9 protein-coding genes are annotated in these 15,938 nt (G+C 50.5%); 2 read left to right on the top strand and 7 right to left on the bottom strand.

Annotated features, from left to right (window positions below):
• Positions 1 to 77: 77 nt before the first annotated feature.
• A complete protein-coding gene (nagB, locus tag ACYVI9_RS18315) occupies positions 78 to 2,006 on the top strand; it encodes a glucosamine-6-phosphate deaminase (RefSeq protein WP_460767677.1) in 1,929 nt (642 codons plus the stop codon).
• Between the two features lie 635 nt (positions 2,007 to 2,641).
• Here the strand turns inward: nagB and ACYVI9_RS18310 are convergent.
• Positions 2,642 to 4,183 (bottom strand): alpha-N-arabinofuranosidase, encoded by a 1,542-nt coding sequence (locus ACYVI9_RS18310; RefSeq protein WP_460767674.1) that lies wholly within the window; start codon positions 4,181 to 4,183, stop codon positions 2,642 to 2,644.
• 91 nt (positions 4,184 to 4,274) lie between these two features.
• A complete protein-coding gene (locus tag ACYVI9_RS18305) occupies positions 4,275 to 7,067 on the bottom strand; it encodes a family 78 glycoside hydrolase catalytic domain (protein ID WP_460767671.1) in 2,793 nt (930 codons plus the stop codon).
• A gap of 211 nt (positions 7,068 to 7,278) precedes the next feature.
• On the opposite strand from ACYVI9_RS18305, the gene ACYVI9_RS18300 reads away from it, so the two are divergent.
• A complete protein-coding gene (locus ACYVI9_RS18300) occupies positions 7,279 to 7,776 on the top strand; it encodes a DinB family protein (RefSeq protein ID WP_460767668.1) in 498 nt (165 codons plus the stop codon).
• Positions 7,777 to 7,818: 42 nt separating this feature from the next.
• Here the strand turns inward: ACYVI9_RS18300 and ACYVI9_RS18295 are convergent, their stop codons facing one another.
• From ACYVI9_RS18295 to ACYVI9_RS18275, 5 genes are all read right to left on the bottom strand, one after another.
• Positions 7,819 to 8,952: a glycoside hydrolase family 26 protein gene (locus tag ACYVI9_RS18295; protein WP_460767665.1), complete on the bottom strand. Its 1,134-nt coding sequence runs from the start codon at positions 8,950 to 8,952 to the stop codon at positions 7,819 to 7,821.
• 94 nt (positions 8,953 to 9,046) lie between these two features.
• Positions 9,047 to 9,970 carry a glycoside hydrolase family 5 protein gene (locus ACYVI9_RS18290; protein ID WP_460767662.1) on the bottom strand — a complete coding sequence of 308 codons (924 nt, stop codon included), beginning with the start codon at positions 9,968 to 9,970 and terminating at the stop codon, positions 9,047 to 9,049.
• 54 nt (positions 9,971 to 10,024) lie between these two features.
• Positions 10,025 to 12,862, bottom strand: a complete 2,838-nt coding sequence (locus ACYVI9_RS18285; RefSeq protein WP_460767659.1) for a glycoside hydrolase family 31 protein — start codon at positions 12,860 to 12,862, stop codon at positions 10,025 to 10,027.
• An 81-nt stretch (positions 12,863 to 12,943) separates the two neighbouring features.
• Entirely contained in the window at positions 12,944 to 14,692 is a 1,749-nt protein-coding gene (locus ACYVI9_RS18280) for an alpha-L-arabinofuranosidase (RefSeq protein ID WP_460767656.1), read from the bottom strand.
• Complete coding sequence (locus ACYVI9_RS18275; RefSeq protein ID WP_460767653.1) at positions 14,686 to 15,915, bottom strand: AGE family epimerase/isomerase; 1,230 nt, start codon at positions 15,913 to 15,915, stop codon at positions 14,686 to 14,688. Before ACYVI9_RS18275 ends, ACYVI9_RS18280 begins: the two co-directional genes overlap by 7 nt.
• Between the last annotated feature and the right edge of the window lie 23 nt (positions 15,916 to 15,938).

Below are 15,938 nucleotides of genomic sequence, written 5' to 3'. Positions count from 1 at the left end.
CTTTGTTATACCCCCTGCCGGCCGTACCGCCTGAAGGGTACGCTCCATCATAAAAATGACAACTAACTAATATACAGATGAACAAGAAAACAGCACAGGTCGGACAATTAGACAGCCTGGAAAAAATAGGTATTGATATTTACCCGGATGCCCGGGCAGGTTCACTGGCCATCGCCAGGACCATCGCCGACCTGATCCGCAAAAAGCAGAAACTGAAGCAAAACTGTGTACTGGGTCTGGCCACCGGTTCCAGCCCCAAGACCGTCTATGCCGAACTGGTTCGGATGCATAAGGAGGAAAAGCTGAGTTTCAAAAATGTAATCACTTTCAACCTGGATGAGTACTATCCGATCAATAAGGAAGCGATTCAGAGCTATAACCGTTTTATGGATGTGCACCTGTTCAGTCACGTGGACATCAAGCGATCCAATATTCATATACCCGACGGCGAAATATCCAAGGACAAAATTAAATCGGTCTGTGTCGATTATGAAAAGCAGATCGAAGCGGTCGGCGGCATTGACCTGCAGATCCTGGGTATCGGCAACAATGGCCATATAGGTTTTAATGAACCCGGTTCCGGTATTTACACCAAAACCAGGCTGGTCAACCTGACCAATAATACCCGGATGGCCAATGCCTATGAATTTGCCACGATTTCCGAAGTTCCCCGGATGGCCATTACCATGGGCATCAGCACCATCCTGAAATCCAAACAGATTATTCTGATGGCCTGGGGACAGAGCAAGGCCGATGCTGTTAAAAAAGCGGTGGAAGATGACGATACCGATACCGTACCGGCTTCTTTCTTGCAGAATCATGACAATGTTCGCTTTGTCCTGGACGAAGGTGCGGCTTCCAGCCTGACCCGCCTGAAGTCACCCTGGCTGACGGGTGAATGTGAATGGACACCGGCGATGACAAAAAAAGCGGTCGTTCATATGGCACTGAACCTGGGCAAAACCGTACTGAGCCTGACCAATGAAGATTATAATGATAATGGGCTGAGCGACCTGCTGGTGGAAAAAGGGGACGCTTATGAGATCAACCTGGAAGTGTACTATATGCTCCGGGACAGCATTACCGGCTGGCCGGGTGGTAAACCCAATGCCGTTATTCCCAACCATCCGGAACGTTCGGAACCTTATCCCAAAAGATCAGTGATCTTTTCTCCCCATCCGGATGACGATATCATCAGTATGGGCGGTACTTTCCAGCGCTTGGTTGATCAGGGCCATGAAGTGCATGTCGCCTACCAGACTTCCGGCAATATCGCTGTCACCGATGAATTTGTCACCCGTTTTCTGGATTTCGCCGTTGGCTTTAATGAAATCGCCAAAATCAATTCAGAAATTCCGGAAAAAATTCACAAACAGGCCCGTAAATATATTTCCGGCAAGAAACCCGGTCAGACAGATTCGGCGACCATCCGGGCGATCAAAGGACTGATCCGCCGCGGAGAAGCCAAAGCCACTTGTAACTATGTGGGTGTCCAACCCGGGAATGTGCATTTTCAGAACCTGCCCTTCTATGAGACGGGCACCATCGAGAAAAAACCGCTGGGTGAAAAAGACATTAAGATTACCATGGAATTGCTCCGCCAGATCAAACCCCATCAGGTATTCTGCGCCGGTGATTTTGCGGATCCTCACGGTACCCATCTGGTCTGCTTCCAGGCGGTACTCTACGCCCTGCAAAGAATCAAGGCAGAAGGTGATGATTGGGTCGATGACTGCTGGATGTGGCTGTATAAAGGCGCCTGGCAGGAATGGAATATCGAAGACATTGAAATGGCCATTCCCATGAGTCCGGAACAGGTCATGAAAAAGCGTTTTGGCATCTTCATTCACCAATCCCAGAAAGACGCTGTACCCTTCCAGGGAGCCGATGACCGCGAGTTCTGGCAACGCGCCGAAGAAAGAAATGCAGCAACAGCAAAGATTTATGCTGATCTGGGACTAACCCATTATGCAGCAATGGAAGCCTTTGTGAGATGGCATTATTAAAACGGTTCTTATTTAATGTTTTCCGGAAATGTCTTTTTAGTTGAATACAAGGCTTATATAGAGATTATCAAAAAAGTTAGATTACTGTTTGGCAGTAGAGGCTTATTGATTAGTTTCAAACTATTTCCGGAAGATTTAAAAAAATGCAAAAACTTGCAATCCGTGGATTGTAAATTTTCTATAAAATCTTAAGAATATCCTGTCGCTTTAAAATTTATTTCGCTCAAAAATAAGGATTAGCACCAGCTCCAATTGTCAATTTAAACAAGGCCAACTGAAAATCGCTTTTCCTTTATTGACACTGTTTATATTCATAGGTCATAGTGAAAGAGAAAAGTAATATTGCCTTATATTCCGCCAAAACTCACTTTTTTTACTACTTGTGGCGAAATATATTTTTTAATATTATTGGGAACAAGACAATTTTAGGCTGTAACATCTACTCAGTAAGGGTTACAGCTAAATAACCCATATTTAGCCGGATAACAATGTCAAAACATAAAAATAAGAAGTTTACATAGTGTAAAAAAGACGGCGATTAACGCCGTCTTTTTTTTGCAAACCTATAAAGTGCTGAGGGAGGCCAGATAGGGGAAATAATAGCGATCCTCCCACTCGATTACCCTTCCAGCAATTTACTCGAGTACCAAACACACCACACTGAGTGGCGGCAGCTGCAGCTCCAATTTATCTTTTGAAATCTTCGCCTTTGTAAAGGATTGCGGCGTGACCTTGTTTTTATCTTCAAAGCTATTGATATCGGTAAAATGATCGGCTGTGAGGATGCGCCCCGTTACCTTACGAAAGCTTTTGCCGTCCAGTCCCGCCTGTACCGGCAGGGTCCGGTTGGGATCCAGATTGGTCAGGGTGATGCATAATTTTCCGGTACTGTCAAGAGAAGCGGATCCGTTAATCGCCGGTATTTTTTCTCCACCCTTAACATAATCAGGCACTTCCATCTGCAATGGTACAAGTCGGCTGTCCATATGGTGCTGAAACAGATCAAAGACATAATAGGTCGGCGTCAGCAGCATGTCCTTTCCTCGGGTCAGCACAACAGATTGCAATACGTTCAGGGTCTGGGCCAGATTGGCCATTCGTACCCGGTCGGCATGGTTATTAAATATATTGAGGGTAGTCGCGGCAATCAGGGCATCGCGCATACTGTTCTGCTGGTAAAGAAAGCCGGGGTTGGTACCGGGTTCCACATCGGTCCAAATGCCCCATTCATCCACCACCAGGGCTACTTTCTTTTCCTTATCGTATCGATCCATGATTTCCGAATGCCGGCGAACCAGGGTCTCCATTTTCAGGCAATTGGCCATCGTATTAAAATATTCCTGTTCGTCAAACGCCGTTGCAGAACCTTTCTTGCCCCAGTTACCGGTGGGGATGGTGTAATAATGAAGGCTCAGTCCCCACATCTGCGAGGCGGGCACTTTCTTCATCAGAACTTCCGTCCAGTTATAATCAAAGGAATTGGCGCCGCCTGCAATTTTTTTCAGTGGTGCCCCCGGATAATTGCGGGTATAGGTTGCATAGCGACGATACTGGTCGGCATAAAATTCAGGCGTCATATTGCCCCCACAGCCCCAGCTTTCATTACCCACGCCCCAAAACGCTACCTTCCAGGGTTGTTCCCGCCCATTGCTGCGACGCATTTCTGTGACGGTAGAAACCGCAGGTGAGTTTAGGTACTCGACCCATTTGGCCATTTCCTCCACGGTACCGCTTCCGACGTTTCCGGCGATATAGGGTTCGGTGCCCAGCAGTTCACAGAGTTCCAGAAATTCATGGGTTCCAAAACTATTGTCTTCTGAAACCCCGCCCCAATTGGTGTTGACCATTTTGGGCCGGCTTGCAGGCGCCCCGATCCCATCCCGCCAGTGATACTCATCCGCAAAACAGCCACCCGGCCAGCGGAGATTGGGAATATGGATTTTTTTGAGTGCTTCGACAACATCCATGCGGATGCGGCCCTTCTTTGCTACATCCAGACTGCTGTCCACCCAGAAGCCATCGTAAATACACCGGCCCAGGTGTTCTGCAAAATGTCCGTAAATATGGCGGCTGATCAGCGTTTTAGCCTCCCCCACTGACAATCGGGCCGTGGCCTGTTGGGCTGAGATTCCCATAGTCGTCAACATCGTAACACAAGCAATAATAATTTTTTTCATGGCAAATTTTTTAATTGTCATTTAAACAATTAAATATAGGAAATAATTACAAAACAGGCATCGGTTTTTTAACTTTTACGGTCATGCCCGCCTATAAGGGTTCAATTTTTCCAAAACGATACTGCCCTGGCTCCAGCTGGTAGATAAACATACCATCCCGCTGGTCCACCTGCTGTACACCCCGCATGGCTGCGGCTCCGGTAAAAGCATCCGCAGCCGGTACGACGAGTCTGGCGCTGGTATTGGGCGGTACCCGCAAGGCCAGGGCCAGTTGACCGGAGGCGCGCGACCAGTGCAACTGAATGCGGCCCGAAGGGGCGTCAAAACTCGTGCGCACCCATTGCAGATCGGTCGCTGTTGCGGCTGGGGGACGGATGTCAAAACTGGTGAAGCCCGGTGCCGTTTTCTTAATGCCCGCCAGTCCGTCAATCATCCAGGCACCCGGATATAAATAAGAACTGTGCAGTAAGGAATGCCCCGGAAGGTCCTTCTCCCACATTTCCCAGATCGTAGTAGCGTCATTCGCCTTCATAAAGCCCCAGCCAGGATACCCTTTCTGAGACAGCATCGAATAAATCAGGTCATTACGGTTCTGTTGCCGCAGCCATAGAAACAGCAGGGCGCCCCCCGTAATGCCCGCATGAATATGTCCCTTGCGATGTACCAGGATCTCATGCTCCAATGCCGCTTCCACTGCTGCCTGCTGATCGGCCGGCACAACGCCCGCCAACAGGGCGGCCGCCAGATTGGCCATTGAGCCGTCGGCATAAATCTTTTTCTGGTGATCATAAAACCGCTTATGGATGGCAAGGGAAGCGGCATCTGCCTGTTGCTGCCAGCGACGGGCATCAGCTGTCCTTCCCAATACCGTAGCGATTTTGACGGCCGTCCTTAAATTAAAGACTCTGTAACTATTATTCAGACAAAGGGTTTCGGGTTGATCATTGTTCATACCCTCGGCCGTGGCATTCGGCCAGAGCCAATCACCCAGAAAATCCCATTTACCACCAAAGCGCTGTAAGATATCCCCTTCGACATGGGTCTCAAGAAATCCCAGCCAGTTGGTGATCAACGTATAATTGTCTTCGAGGATACGCCGGTTGCCATAATGCTGATAAATAAACCAGGGCAGGCTGACGACAATGCCACCCCAGGCGGGGCCGCCACCACCCCAATAAGTCGGCGCAGTATGCGGCAAGATGCCATTATTCATGATCCGGCCGCTGGTCACTGCCCGGCGTGCATAGCCGGTATCCCGCATATTGCCCACCATGGGTTCGGTTCCCTGTACATCCCGCCAGTCCTGCATCCATTTATTGTAGAAAGCCTCCAGGCCATAATGATACATTCCCGTTTCACTGGTGGCATGGGCATCACCACCATAGCCCATACGTTCCCTTTGCGGACAATCCACGACATAGCCTCCTAACGAAAGATTTTCAAAAGTCCACCTGACCCGGTCTTCAATCCAGTTGATCAGGGTATCCGAACTACTGAAACTGGTTTGATTGCTATAAGCGGTTCGGATCATCCAGCCGGTAATATCTTTCAGCTCCGGTGCAGCATCGAGTCCCCGAATGGTCATCCAGCGGCCGGAACTATAATTGAATCGGTTGCGAAATACACCTTCGCCCGCCGGCCCGATGATAAAGGCACTGCGCATATCGAAAGTCATGGTTTCCTGTGCACGTTCTGAAAATAGCAGGTCAATCCGAGCCCCCGGTTGCCCGCGTAATCTTACCTGAGTCCAGCCTGCGAAATTTGTTCCAAAATCCACCCGGTAATCCCCGTTGGCGAGCCGCTCTATTTTCCGGGGCCGGATCTCGGTTACCTTTTCGTTTCCTTCGACCATCTGAGCCGAAAGCCCGAGCGGGATCCGGTAGCTTTGCGCCTGCTGCCAGCCCGGATGCTGGCAGTTCCCTTGATTCCAGCAACTATCGGCTTGCCGGTCGTCCCAAAGCTCCCCACCCATCTTGGCAAAATCCCAGCTACCCAGTAACTGATTCGGGCTCGGCTTGGTCATCCAGCTTACATCGCTTGAAAGCTTCATAAATGGCACTGAATTACCGGCAGTATAAAATCCGCACCAGGCGGTAAATAGCGGTCGAAGCGGGCGCTGATTACTGACAATATAGGGCGCAAATATCGACCAGGAGGTACCCAGCCATACACCCAGGGTATTGGCCCCCTGCTTCAGGTAAGGGCGGATATCATAGGTAAAATACCTGGCCCGTTTGGTATGATCGGTAACCGCGGGTGCCAATACCTGATGGCCCACTCTTTGTCCATTAACATAGAGTTCATGATAACCGATAGAGGCGATATAGAACATGGCCCGGTCTGGTTGCTGCTCCAACTGAAAACTTTTCCGAAACCAGGGATCCCGGATATTACAGTCTTTCTGCGTCGGATCATACACCTGATCATCCCCAATCCAGTCAGCCCGCCATGCTGCCGGATCCAGAAAACCCGTACTGAACCGGGTGGTTTCACTCCAGTCGGAGCTACGCCCTTTTTCATCCCGTACCCGAACCTTCCAGTAGTAAGTACGGTCGGATTGCAGGGGTTGGCCGCTATATCGGATATGACTCGTGGCTGTCGAAGACACCCAGTGGCTGTCCCAGAGATCCGCCCGACCTGCTACCAGGAGCTTTGGAGAGGAAGCCACCAGCACCTGATATGCCGTCTGGGCCTGTCCATAATCATCCGGCCGGCGGGCGACCAGCTTCCAACTGAAAGGCGGCAGGCTGTCATCGATGCCCAATGGCTTATTGAGAAAGGCAACCCGCATATCATAAATGCCCAGGGAGCAAGGGGGATCGCCGCCGGCTTTCGCCTTTGAAAAGAACAACAGACCTATCAGTATCCAGGACAAGCATTTCATATGTATCGATTTATTTCTATCAATCGTCCGGGGGTATCATTTACGCCCCTGAGCTGCAGGTACAGTATAAGTCAATGATCATGTTCGCTTATACCCGACAACCAACAGGTTCACAATTTAAAAATTATATATTAATCGAGCAGTTTTAAAAGCTACTGACAAGCCGTTGTCACCGGCTTATTTTTTCTTTGCTGTATTAAACAAAAACGATATGACACAATTAGCAACCCTCTCCAAAGATTTTGAAAATGAAATGATCACTACCAGAAAGTTTCTTGAAATTGTACCGGCGGACCGGTTTGATTGGCAACCCCATCCGAAAAGCATGACCCTGAAACGGCTGGCCACGCATATTGCGGAACTACCGGGCTGGGTGCCAATGGTCTTTCAAACTGATGGTATTGATTTTGAAACCGGTGACTATCAGCCTGAAGTGGTTGAAAGCAGGGAAGCCTTACTCGCTTATTTTGAAAAAAATATGGCGGCCGCCAGAACTTATTTTAACGACGCTGAGAATGAACAATATCTGGACCTGCCCTGGACCATGCGTGGTGGCGCAGTCGTTTACAGTACCGATCCCAAAAAAGCGGTCATTCGAACCAGCATCAATCAAATCATTCACCACCGCGCCCAACTGGGTGTTTACCTGCGTCTCCTGGATATCCCCATCCCGGGCAGTTATGGTCCCAGCGCTGATGAAACTTTTTAAACAGGGAAGGGACAGGTGGCATCCGTGCGGCCTGTCCCTTTATTATTTTTTCCGATACAGTCCGAACCGACAGGCCTCTTTTTCGAAAAGGGTGTTTTTAAGCTGGTAGAACTTTTTGAAATCCGGCGCCGAACTGTGTCCCTTATAAGGCAAATAGAATTCAGTTTCCTTACTATGGGGTTTATAACCGGCGTTGCGCCAGAAAAGCACATAGGAAAATTTGTGACGGTCAAAGACCGGGGCCAGGACCTTGATGAACCATTGCGTATAGGGTATGCCATTGAAACCTATCTCTCCGACAGCAGGGATCTTACCTCGTTTTGTAGCGATACGACTGACCACACCCAGGCATTGATCCAGTTGACGGACAAAAGCGGAATCATAAACCCCGCCCCCCCGCTGATAGGTATCAAAAGAAATGATATCTACATAATCATCTCCCGGATAACGCGCCAGAAGCTCGGTTTCATTCTGAAACTCAGTACCCGTATTATAACCAATCAGCAATTGGTGCAGTCCTTTTTCCTGGCGTAAATAATCCACAGAAAAACGAAACAGCTCCCGGAACTCCTCGTCGCTACCACTCTTAACGCCCCACCAGAACCAGCCACCGGTATGTTCATGAAAGGGACGCCACAGCAATGGAATCGGTCTTCCCTGATCATCCCGGACAGCGGCCAGGAATGCAGCCACTTTATCAAGGTAACTTTTAAACAGTTCGTGTTTTTCATGACCCGGCAGGACGGCAGCTACTGAACCCGGCGCTGCATCCCAGGCATTTTTCCCGGTCAGGGGATTATTCAGGTGCCAGCTGATGGTAATCAGGGCACCGCGCCGGTAGCCATCCTGTATATAGCTTCTCATTCGGTCAAAAGGCACCCCGTCCAGGTTTTGCGCATGGCCCAGTTCGAGATTACCCAGTTCCCATCCGTAAATGCCGGGATAATCACCCGTCACTTCCCGTACATCGCTGCGACCCGGTTCATATTTCCAGTGAACCCCATAAGCCAGGTCGTCCTGATGACCCACCAGATAGCCTCGCTTCATCAACTGCTGCAGCCGGGTAAACAGATAGCGTGCTTCTGGTGTCGCTTCCCGGTCAGCTGGAGCCGGTTGCGCAGCAATCAGCTGAAGCAATAACAACCCTATTGCTAACATCGAAATTTTATTCATCATACGGCATCAGATTTAGTTGGTTGCAGCAATATACTCAAAAATAACCCCATTAAAGTGCATCAGACAGGACTGTCGCCCCGGCCTGCCGGTGATCTTAGTAGTCCTTCAGGTATTCTTGTACCATTTTACCGGAGCGTTTGATATCCCCGGGCTTCCAGCCTCCCTCGGAAGCAGCCGAGGGGTTGAGTACGGAACAGGTTTCATCTTTATCCGAGACGGACCAGGTAACCCAGCTCAGGTTATGCTCCCGCATCCAGTCGATATAAGCTTCCCACTCCTGCTGATCTATCGGTCCGTCACCGGTCGCTTCCATGCCGGCAGATTCTGAAACGAACACAGGAAGTCCCGCCGCGATAGCGGCCCCGGCATGGTCCCGTAATGCCTTCTTATGCGTTGCTGCATAAAAATGCAGGGTATACATCAGGTTCTCCTGACCCCTGATCGGGTCTGCGGCTGCCAGATGCAGGTCCTGCGACCAATGGGGTGTTCCCACCAGAATAATGTTATCGGGATCAATAGCCCGGATGGCACTGATCAGCTTTTCGGAATAAGCTTTAACTTCTGCCCAGGTTTCCTCATCCGGCTCATTGAAGATTTCATAAATAATATGGGGCTGGTCCTTATAGCGGCTGGCAATTTTCGTAAAAAACTCCAGGGCAGCTTCCAACTGGATATTATGACTATGCCAATCGACAATGACATAAATCCCCTCCTGAATGGCGGCGTCTATCACCGTGATCATCTGTTGCCAGGCCGCTTCTTTATTCTTCAGATACCCCCCTTCAGGTTCCACACCCAAGGCAGCCCGGACCACATTACAATGCCATTGCTCCTTCAGCTCTTTTACAGCACCGGCGGTATAGAAACGCGGATGGAAGCAACTCCATCCAAAACTCATACCTTTTAGTCTGAGCGGCGTTCCCTGTTGGTCCAGCAGGCGGGCGCCGGCCACCTGTAATGCACCGTGGATGTCTACCGACCGCTCCTGCGCCGAGACAGAAAGTATTGTAAAACTCAATATAACACACAATATTCTTTTGAAATTCATCGTATTATCTTTTAATATTGAATACTAGAGGGGCACTGTAATCGCTTTTCCCCTGTAAATAATCTTCGTTGTAGGCGGTGCATCCAAATCCCAACCTGAAGGATCTTCAGGGCTGATGACCCGTATATTAAAATGTCGCTGTTCCAACATGCCCGGAAAATGGCCCTTACGTACGCCCAGGGTCAGCTGCCGGCGGCTGGCATCATAATGAATGGGAATTTCCGCATAGCGCCCTTTCTCATACTGATAATTCACCCCTTCATCTTCATAAAGGGTAAAACTGCCATCGCTGCCGGTATAAATATACAGGGTAATGGGGTCCGCTTTTTTCTCATCACTGTATTGCAGTTCCGGACCAACGGGCAGGATCGCACCTTCTTTGACAAATAAGGGCATGCGCTCATAAGGCGCAGTGGCTGTGATCCATTGTCCCCCTTTATAATAAACTCCGGTATAGAAATCATACCAGCCCTGACCCGCTGGCAGGTAGAGGCGCCGTTCGCGGGCTTTATATTGGTAGACAGGATTAACCAGCAGCGAAGGACCAAACAGGTACTGATCGCCAATATGGGTCACTGTGGTATCGGCAGCAAAATCAAATACCAGCCCCCGCATCATACTGCCATCGCTGTGGTAGACCTGACCAGCCAGCGAATAGATATAAGGCATCAGCCGGTAACGCAGGCGGTTATAATATAACATGCTTTTATAGGCAGGATGCGTTGAAGGCGCAATATTGTAGATCTCACGGAAAGGGAACTGGCCGTGGACCCGGAACAAGGGAACAAAGGCTCCGAACTGGTACCAGCGGGTATTGAGTTCCCGCCATTCTTCCAGGTCTGCTGCATTGGGATTTTCATACCGCCGTTCCACTGAAAAACCACCGATATCCATCGTCCAGTAGGGCAGTCCTGAAAGTGAAAAATTGATTCCCGCAGAAATCTGGGCTTTCATATCCTCCCAGCGCGAAGCAATATCACCACTCCAAATGACCGCCGCATACCGTTGCGAACCAGCAAAACCCGAGCGGGTCAGCAGGAAGACCCTTTTATCCGGATCTGTTCCCCGCTGACCTTCATAAATGCCTTTGGCATTTTGCAGTGGATAGGCGTTCAGAAATTCGGCTGCCGTTCCCAGCGCCGTCGGCCGCATCTGTGCCTTGCGTTTCTCAGGCGATACATTGGAAAGTATATCCGGCTCACTGGCATCCATCCACCAGGCATCAATTCCTTTGGTGTACAGCTTGCTGCGAATCAGTTCCCAGAATCCCGCTCTGGCCTCCGGGTTAAAAGCATCATAAAATGTGGAAGTGTAGCCCTTACCGATCCAGTCCCGCTGACGGTCTGCGATATTGCGCCGGTACAACCAGCCCCTGGACATAAAACTGTCATAAACCGGAATGCCTTCGTAGAATTTTGGCCAGACTGAAATCATGATATGGGCATTCAGGTCATGCACTTTTCGGATCATTCCGATCGGATCCGGGAAACGGCTTTTATCAAATTCCTGACTTCCCCACTGGTCTTCGGCCCAGTAACTCCAGTCCAGCACAATATTGTCCAGCGGAATCTTCCGCTGACGAAAATTCTCTACCACAGCTTCCAGTTCGGCCTGGGTTTTATACCGCTCCCGGCTTTGCCAGAAGCCCATCGCCCAACGGGGCAGCATGACGGCCTTGCCCGTCAGCGTCCGATAGCCACTGATCACTTCGTCCAGATCCGCACCATAGACAAAATAATAATCCAACTGCCGGCCGGCTTCGCTTTCAAAATTCAGGCGATTGCGGTCTTCAGCAGGAACCGGTGACTGGTATTGCAGACTGAGATAAGATTCTCCACCATCAGGAATCCACTGAATCCTGAAAGCATATTTTCTATCCGCTTCCATATGTAACGGAATGCATCCGGAACCTGGGTTCCAGGCCTGACGCCATTGATCGAAGACCAGGCTGTCATCGATCCAGACTTTTGTATATCCTGCATAGTTGACGATCAACTGATGCCGTCCTGCTACACTGCTGGCAACAGCGCCTTCCCAGGTGACCAGGCCTTTTTCAGGCGTAAAGCCTGGCGGTAATTTAAGACGGGAATCATTGAGATAACGATAGCTGATTTCCGAGGCTGCCAGGACTGTATCGGGGCGTGGCTGGTCCTTGTTATTACTAAAAGTAGCTGTAAGCCAGCCTTCATGGCCCTGTTGATCATAGAGGCGTAAGGCCGACAGTTCCTGTAAAGGCCGGGTGTCGCCCACCCGCGTCAGCGAATAATTGTCCCAAAGGATACCATAATGTTTGTGGGAAACCAGGAAGGGTACGGCGACTTCGGTATTATTCTGAAAAAGCAATACCTGCTGGCCTTTATAATCAAACTGATCCTGCTGGTGTTGTCCCAATCCGTAATAAGCGTCGTCGGGGCTCATTTCAAATGCCTGCCGGACACCATAGAGGTTCTGGCCCTCCAACACCACCGGTCGCAGGGTCCTGCCCGCAGGTGATTCACGGATCAGCGACCTGCCCTGGCGGTCATAATAGCTGAGTGTGCCGGTCTTTAGCTGAATCCCGGTTATCAGTAAGGGTGTGGTCAGCACCAGAGAATCCTCACCGGCCGGATTTATCTGCCAGTCGGCAGTGTGCTGCTGCGGTATTACACAGAGACTGGCATCCTGCCTTTGGCTTCCTGCGGGCAGGGCGGTCACCCGCAGGATCTTATTGCTGATCACCTGTAATTGCAGGCTATGAATCCCATTGCCGGCAACGGGGTCGGGATAAATGATTACCCCGTCCGGGGTAGTGGTATAACCAGGCTGTGCCTGCAGGAATTTTAATGAAAAACATAAACAAAGAAAAAATCCGGCATATCGCATCTGTTCAAATTTTATTTGTACAACCATCGACGGTTCGGGTTTCCAACGGATCAAATCATTCTACTGCAGCTGAGGGCAATCCTATTGATGGTCCACCACCAGATAAACGGCAGCTTGGGCCGGGACCGTAACCCGAATACCCTGAGCCGCTGAAGCCCGGTAGGCGGGTATGCTGGTATAATCAGCCGGTCCGCCGGCAACACCAGCAGGTCCTTTTCCGTTGACATAGACCTGGCGTGAAAAAGCGCCGTTATCGGTACCACCGTTCAGGGTATACCAATAATAATCATCACCTTTCAAGAAATTATCAATCTGCAGCTCCACAGACTTAGCCGTCGTCGCACTATTAATCAGCACCGCCCCCATTTCGCCGGAACTGAAAGAAGAAACATAGGCTTTCAGATCGGCATTGCTATTTTGTACCTGTACCGATCGGTCACCCAGTACCCGCTGAAAATAATACATATGGTAAAAAGCGGGTCGCGGTGTCCACCTGGCAATGCCACCGGGGTCATCGCCCTGACTGAACCATCCGTGATCATTGCCGTCTTCCCAGGCATTGGCCAGGTCCCAGCGACAGGCCAGACCATAGTCCTGCTGCAACATTTCTGCCAGCACGGCACTGGCATGCAGCCCGCTGATATGGGAAACCATCTGGCCGGAACCAGTAGCAAATATATTCCATTCATCCATCACAACAGGCTTGAGAGCAGCACCATGATCCTGTAGTTGCTGACGCACATATTGCATCACCTGTCGGGTCACCGACCCGGCTGACTGCATGATTTCCGCAGCCGTGGAATTCGTATGATAGGGCGTGTAATAATTATGGGTGACATAAAAATCAGCGGCGCCGGCTATGGCGGGGATGGCACCTTCGTTCCAGGTCTTGAATGTAGCAGTTTCCCAGCTGGCAGGCACTGCATCCCGGATGACGGCACCAATATAAATTCTGGCACCGGTCTCAGCGGCGGCCTTGCGCATAGAGTCGGCAAAGACTTTAAAATGCTGACCATATAACTGGCCGTTGACATATTCGGGCTGGCCATCCTGATTCAGGCTGGTATTGATCCGGTAACCGGCTTCCCAACTCCCGAATATCTCATTACCGATTTCCCAGTAACGGACCCTTCCTTTATCATAGCGGACCCAATCGGCAGCCAGATGGGCCGCATCCGCCACCGGATTGGCTCCTGTACCATACCGGGCATACCCGTAATTAATCGTAATCAGTCCCTGGTTGCCCGTTTGTTCCAGCATCTGATAATAGTTGTCTACACTTAGTGTCCAGCTGGCGGTGTTCCGACCATACCAGTAACCGGCCGCTGCAGGATTGCCGGCTGCGTCCCTTAACTGTGCAGGCGCGGTTGCCGGTGGCTGATCGGGCAGTGCATTCCAGAAAAACAAATCGCTGATGCTGCCCCCCGGAAAACGGATGATTCCCGGTCGGTTCTGACGCAGATGATTCATCAGCACCGGCTGATCGACCATTTGTGTCATCCAGGTATTGGCATTATTCCCAAACAGGGTCGGGGGTACTTTTCCGGTCACCTGACTTCTGTCGGCACGGATGATTAATGAAGCGGTAGCCGGTACGGAACCACTGGTAAAGGAAGCGGGCATTTCAAAGTTCCGCGGCAGCCAGGGGTCCATAAAGAATCCCACTGTAGCGGCCAGCGGCGGATCTGTCTGGGGCCGGATGGTAACCGTATCCGGATCTGGTGTACTGGGTTCGGGATCGGTTGGTGCTTCCCTGGCCGGCGTTTTTTTGCAGGCAACCAGCAGGACCAGCATCCCCATCAGATAAAATGGCTGTAAGGTCTTCAACATTTGGATTCTTTCATACCGGTTCTTTTAATTAATTCCATACAGGCCCTGGCATTGTGATAGGGACATTTCCAGAACCCCGCAATGGGTTCCTGCATTTTTTCATGATTTGCTGTCACCCCCCAATACCACTCCCCCAAGGCCTGGTCCAGCAGGTGCTGACAGATAAAATCCCAGATTTCCAGGGCCTGCTGCTGATACCCTTGTTTCCCGGTTAACTGATAGGCATTATAAAAACCCACCATGGCTTCCGCCTGCACCCACCAGTGTTTTTCCCGGTTTTGGATACCTGTTGTCGGGTGTACTTCATAGATCAGGGCACCATCTCCGTCAATGAAGGCCATGGCCGCTTCGCTCATGTTGATGGCTGTCCGCTGAAACTCCCGGGTCAATAGGGGATCCCCCAGTACCTCAGCACATTGTTGCAATAACCAGGCGGCTTCAATATCGTGACCCGGAGAAATCTCATCTCCGGTTGGTTGCCAGTCCATGGTAAAAAAAAGTTGTAACCCGGCCCGTTTCGGATCCATGATCCGTCTTTCGAAAAGGGTCAGCAACTGCCGGATACCGGCAGCCAGTTCAGGATCGGGCCATACGGCATATAAAGCGGCAAAGGCTTCGAGTACATGCAAATGGGTATTCGTCGTCTTAGGTGCATTCAGGTCCCGGGACGATAATCTCAGATCGTTCAGCGGCTGCCACCGCCGGTCAAAGGCTTCGATATATCCGCCATATTGCTGATCCAATGCCCTGTGTTGTAGTTGGCGGAAAAGGCCGGTTGCCAGTTCCAGCGCTTTTTCATCGCCGGTAAGTTGCACATAGGCACTTAATCCATAGATGCAGAAGGCGATGCCATAGGTTTGCTTTTTACTGTTACGGACGATTCCATCGGCATCCAGCGACCAGTAAGCGCCCCCATATTCCGGATCTATGAAATGATCGCTGATATACCGGTAGGCCCGTTCCGCCAGTTGCCGGTAGGGTTCATGGTTACAAAATGCAGCCGCTGAAGCAAAAGTCCATAAAATTCTGCTATTGAGTACCAGACCTTTATCTGCATCGGCATCTACGGTACCGGAGGCATCCATGCAACCTATAAAACCTCCCTTTTGCAGATCCACCGTCTTTGCTGCCCAGAATTGCAGGATCCTGTCGACTTCCAGATGGAGCGCTGCTGAAAATCCGGTTAAAGGATCAAACTGTGGTTGTGGGGTTAGATTCGACATATCCAATGGGTCTCCGCTCCAGG

This window comes from Niabella terrae (genome assembly GCF_054783135.1).
The sequence above is the reverse complement of the archived record's forward strand: the minus strand, read 5'-3'. Positions and strand labels throughout refer to the sequence as shown.

Excerpts from the sequence above, each read along its gene's own strand:
- nagB (WP_460767677.1), top strand. The coding sequence starts at position 78 with ATGAACAAGAAAACAGCACAGGTCGGACAATTAGACAGCCTGGAAAAA.
- ACYVI9_RS18275 (WP_460767653.1), bottom strand. The coding sequence starts at position 15,915 with ATGTCGAATCTAACCCCACAACCACAGTTTGATCCTTTAACCGGATTT.
- ACYVI9_RS18310 (WP_460767674.1), bottom strand. The coding sequence starts at position 4,183 with ATGAAAAAAATTATTATTGCTTGTGTTACGATGTTGACGACTATGGGA.
- ACYVI9_RS18280 (WP_460767656.1), bottom strand. The coding sequence starts at position 14,692 with ATGTTGAAGACCTTACAGCCATTTTATCTGATGGGGATGCTGGTCCTG.
- ACYVI9_RS18305 (WP_460767671.1), bottom strand. The coding sequence starts at position 7,067 with ATGAAATGCTTGTCCTGGATACTGATAGGTCTGTTGTTCTTTTCAAAG.
- ACYVI9_RS18295 (WP_460767665.1), bottom strand. The coding sequence starts at position 8,952 with ATGATGAATAAAATTTCGATGTTAGCAATAGGGTTGTTATTGCTTCAG.
- ACYVI9_RS18300 (WP_460767668.1), top strand. The coding sequence starts at position 7,279 with ATGACACAATTAGCAACCCTCTCCAAAGATTTTGAAAATGAAATGATC.
- ACYVI9_RS18285 (WP_460767659.1), bottom strand. The coding sequence starts at position 12,862 with ATGCGATATGCCGGATTTTTTCTTTGTTTATGTTTTTCATTAAAATTC.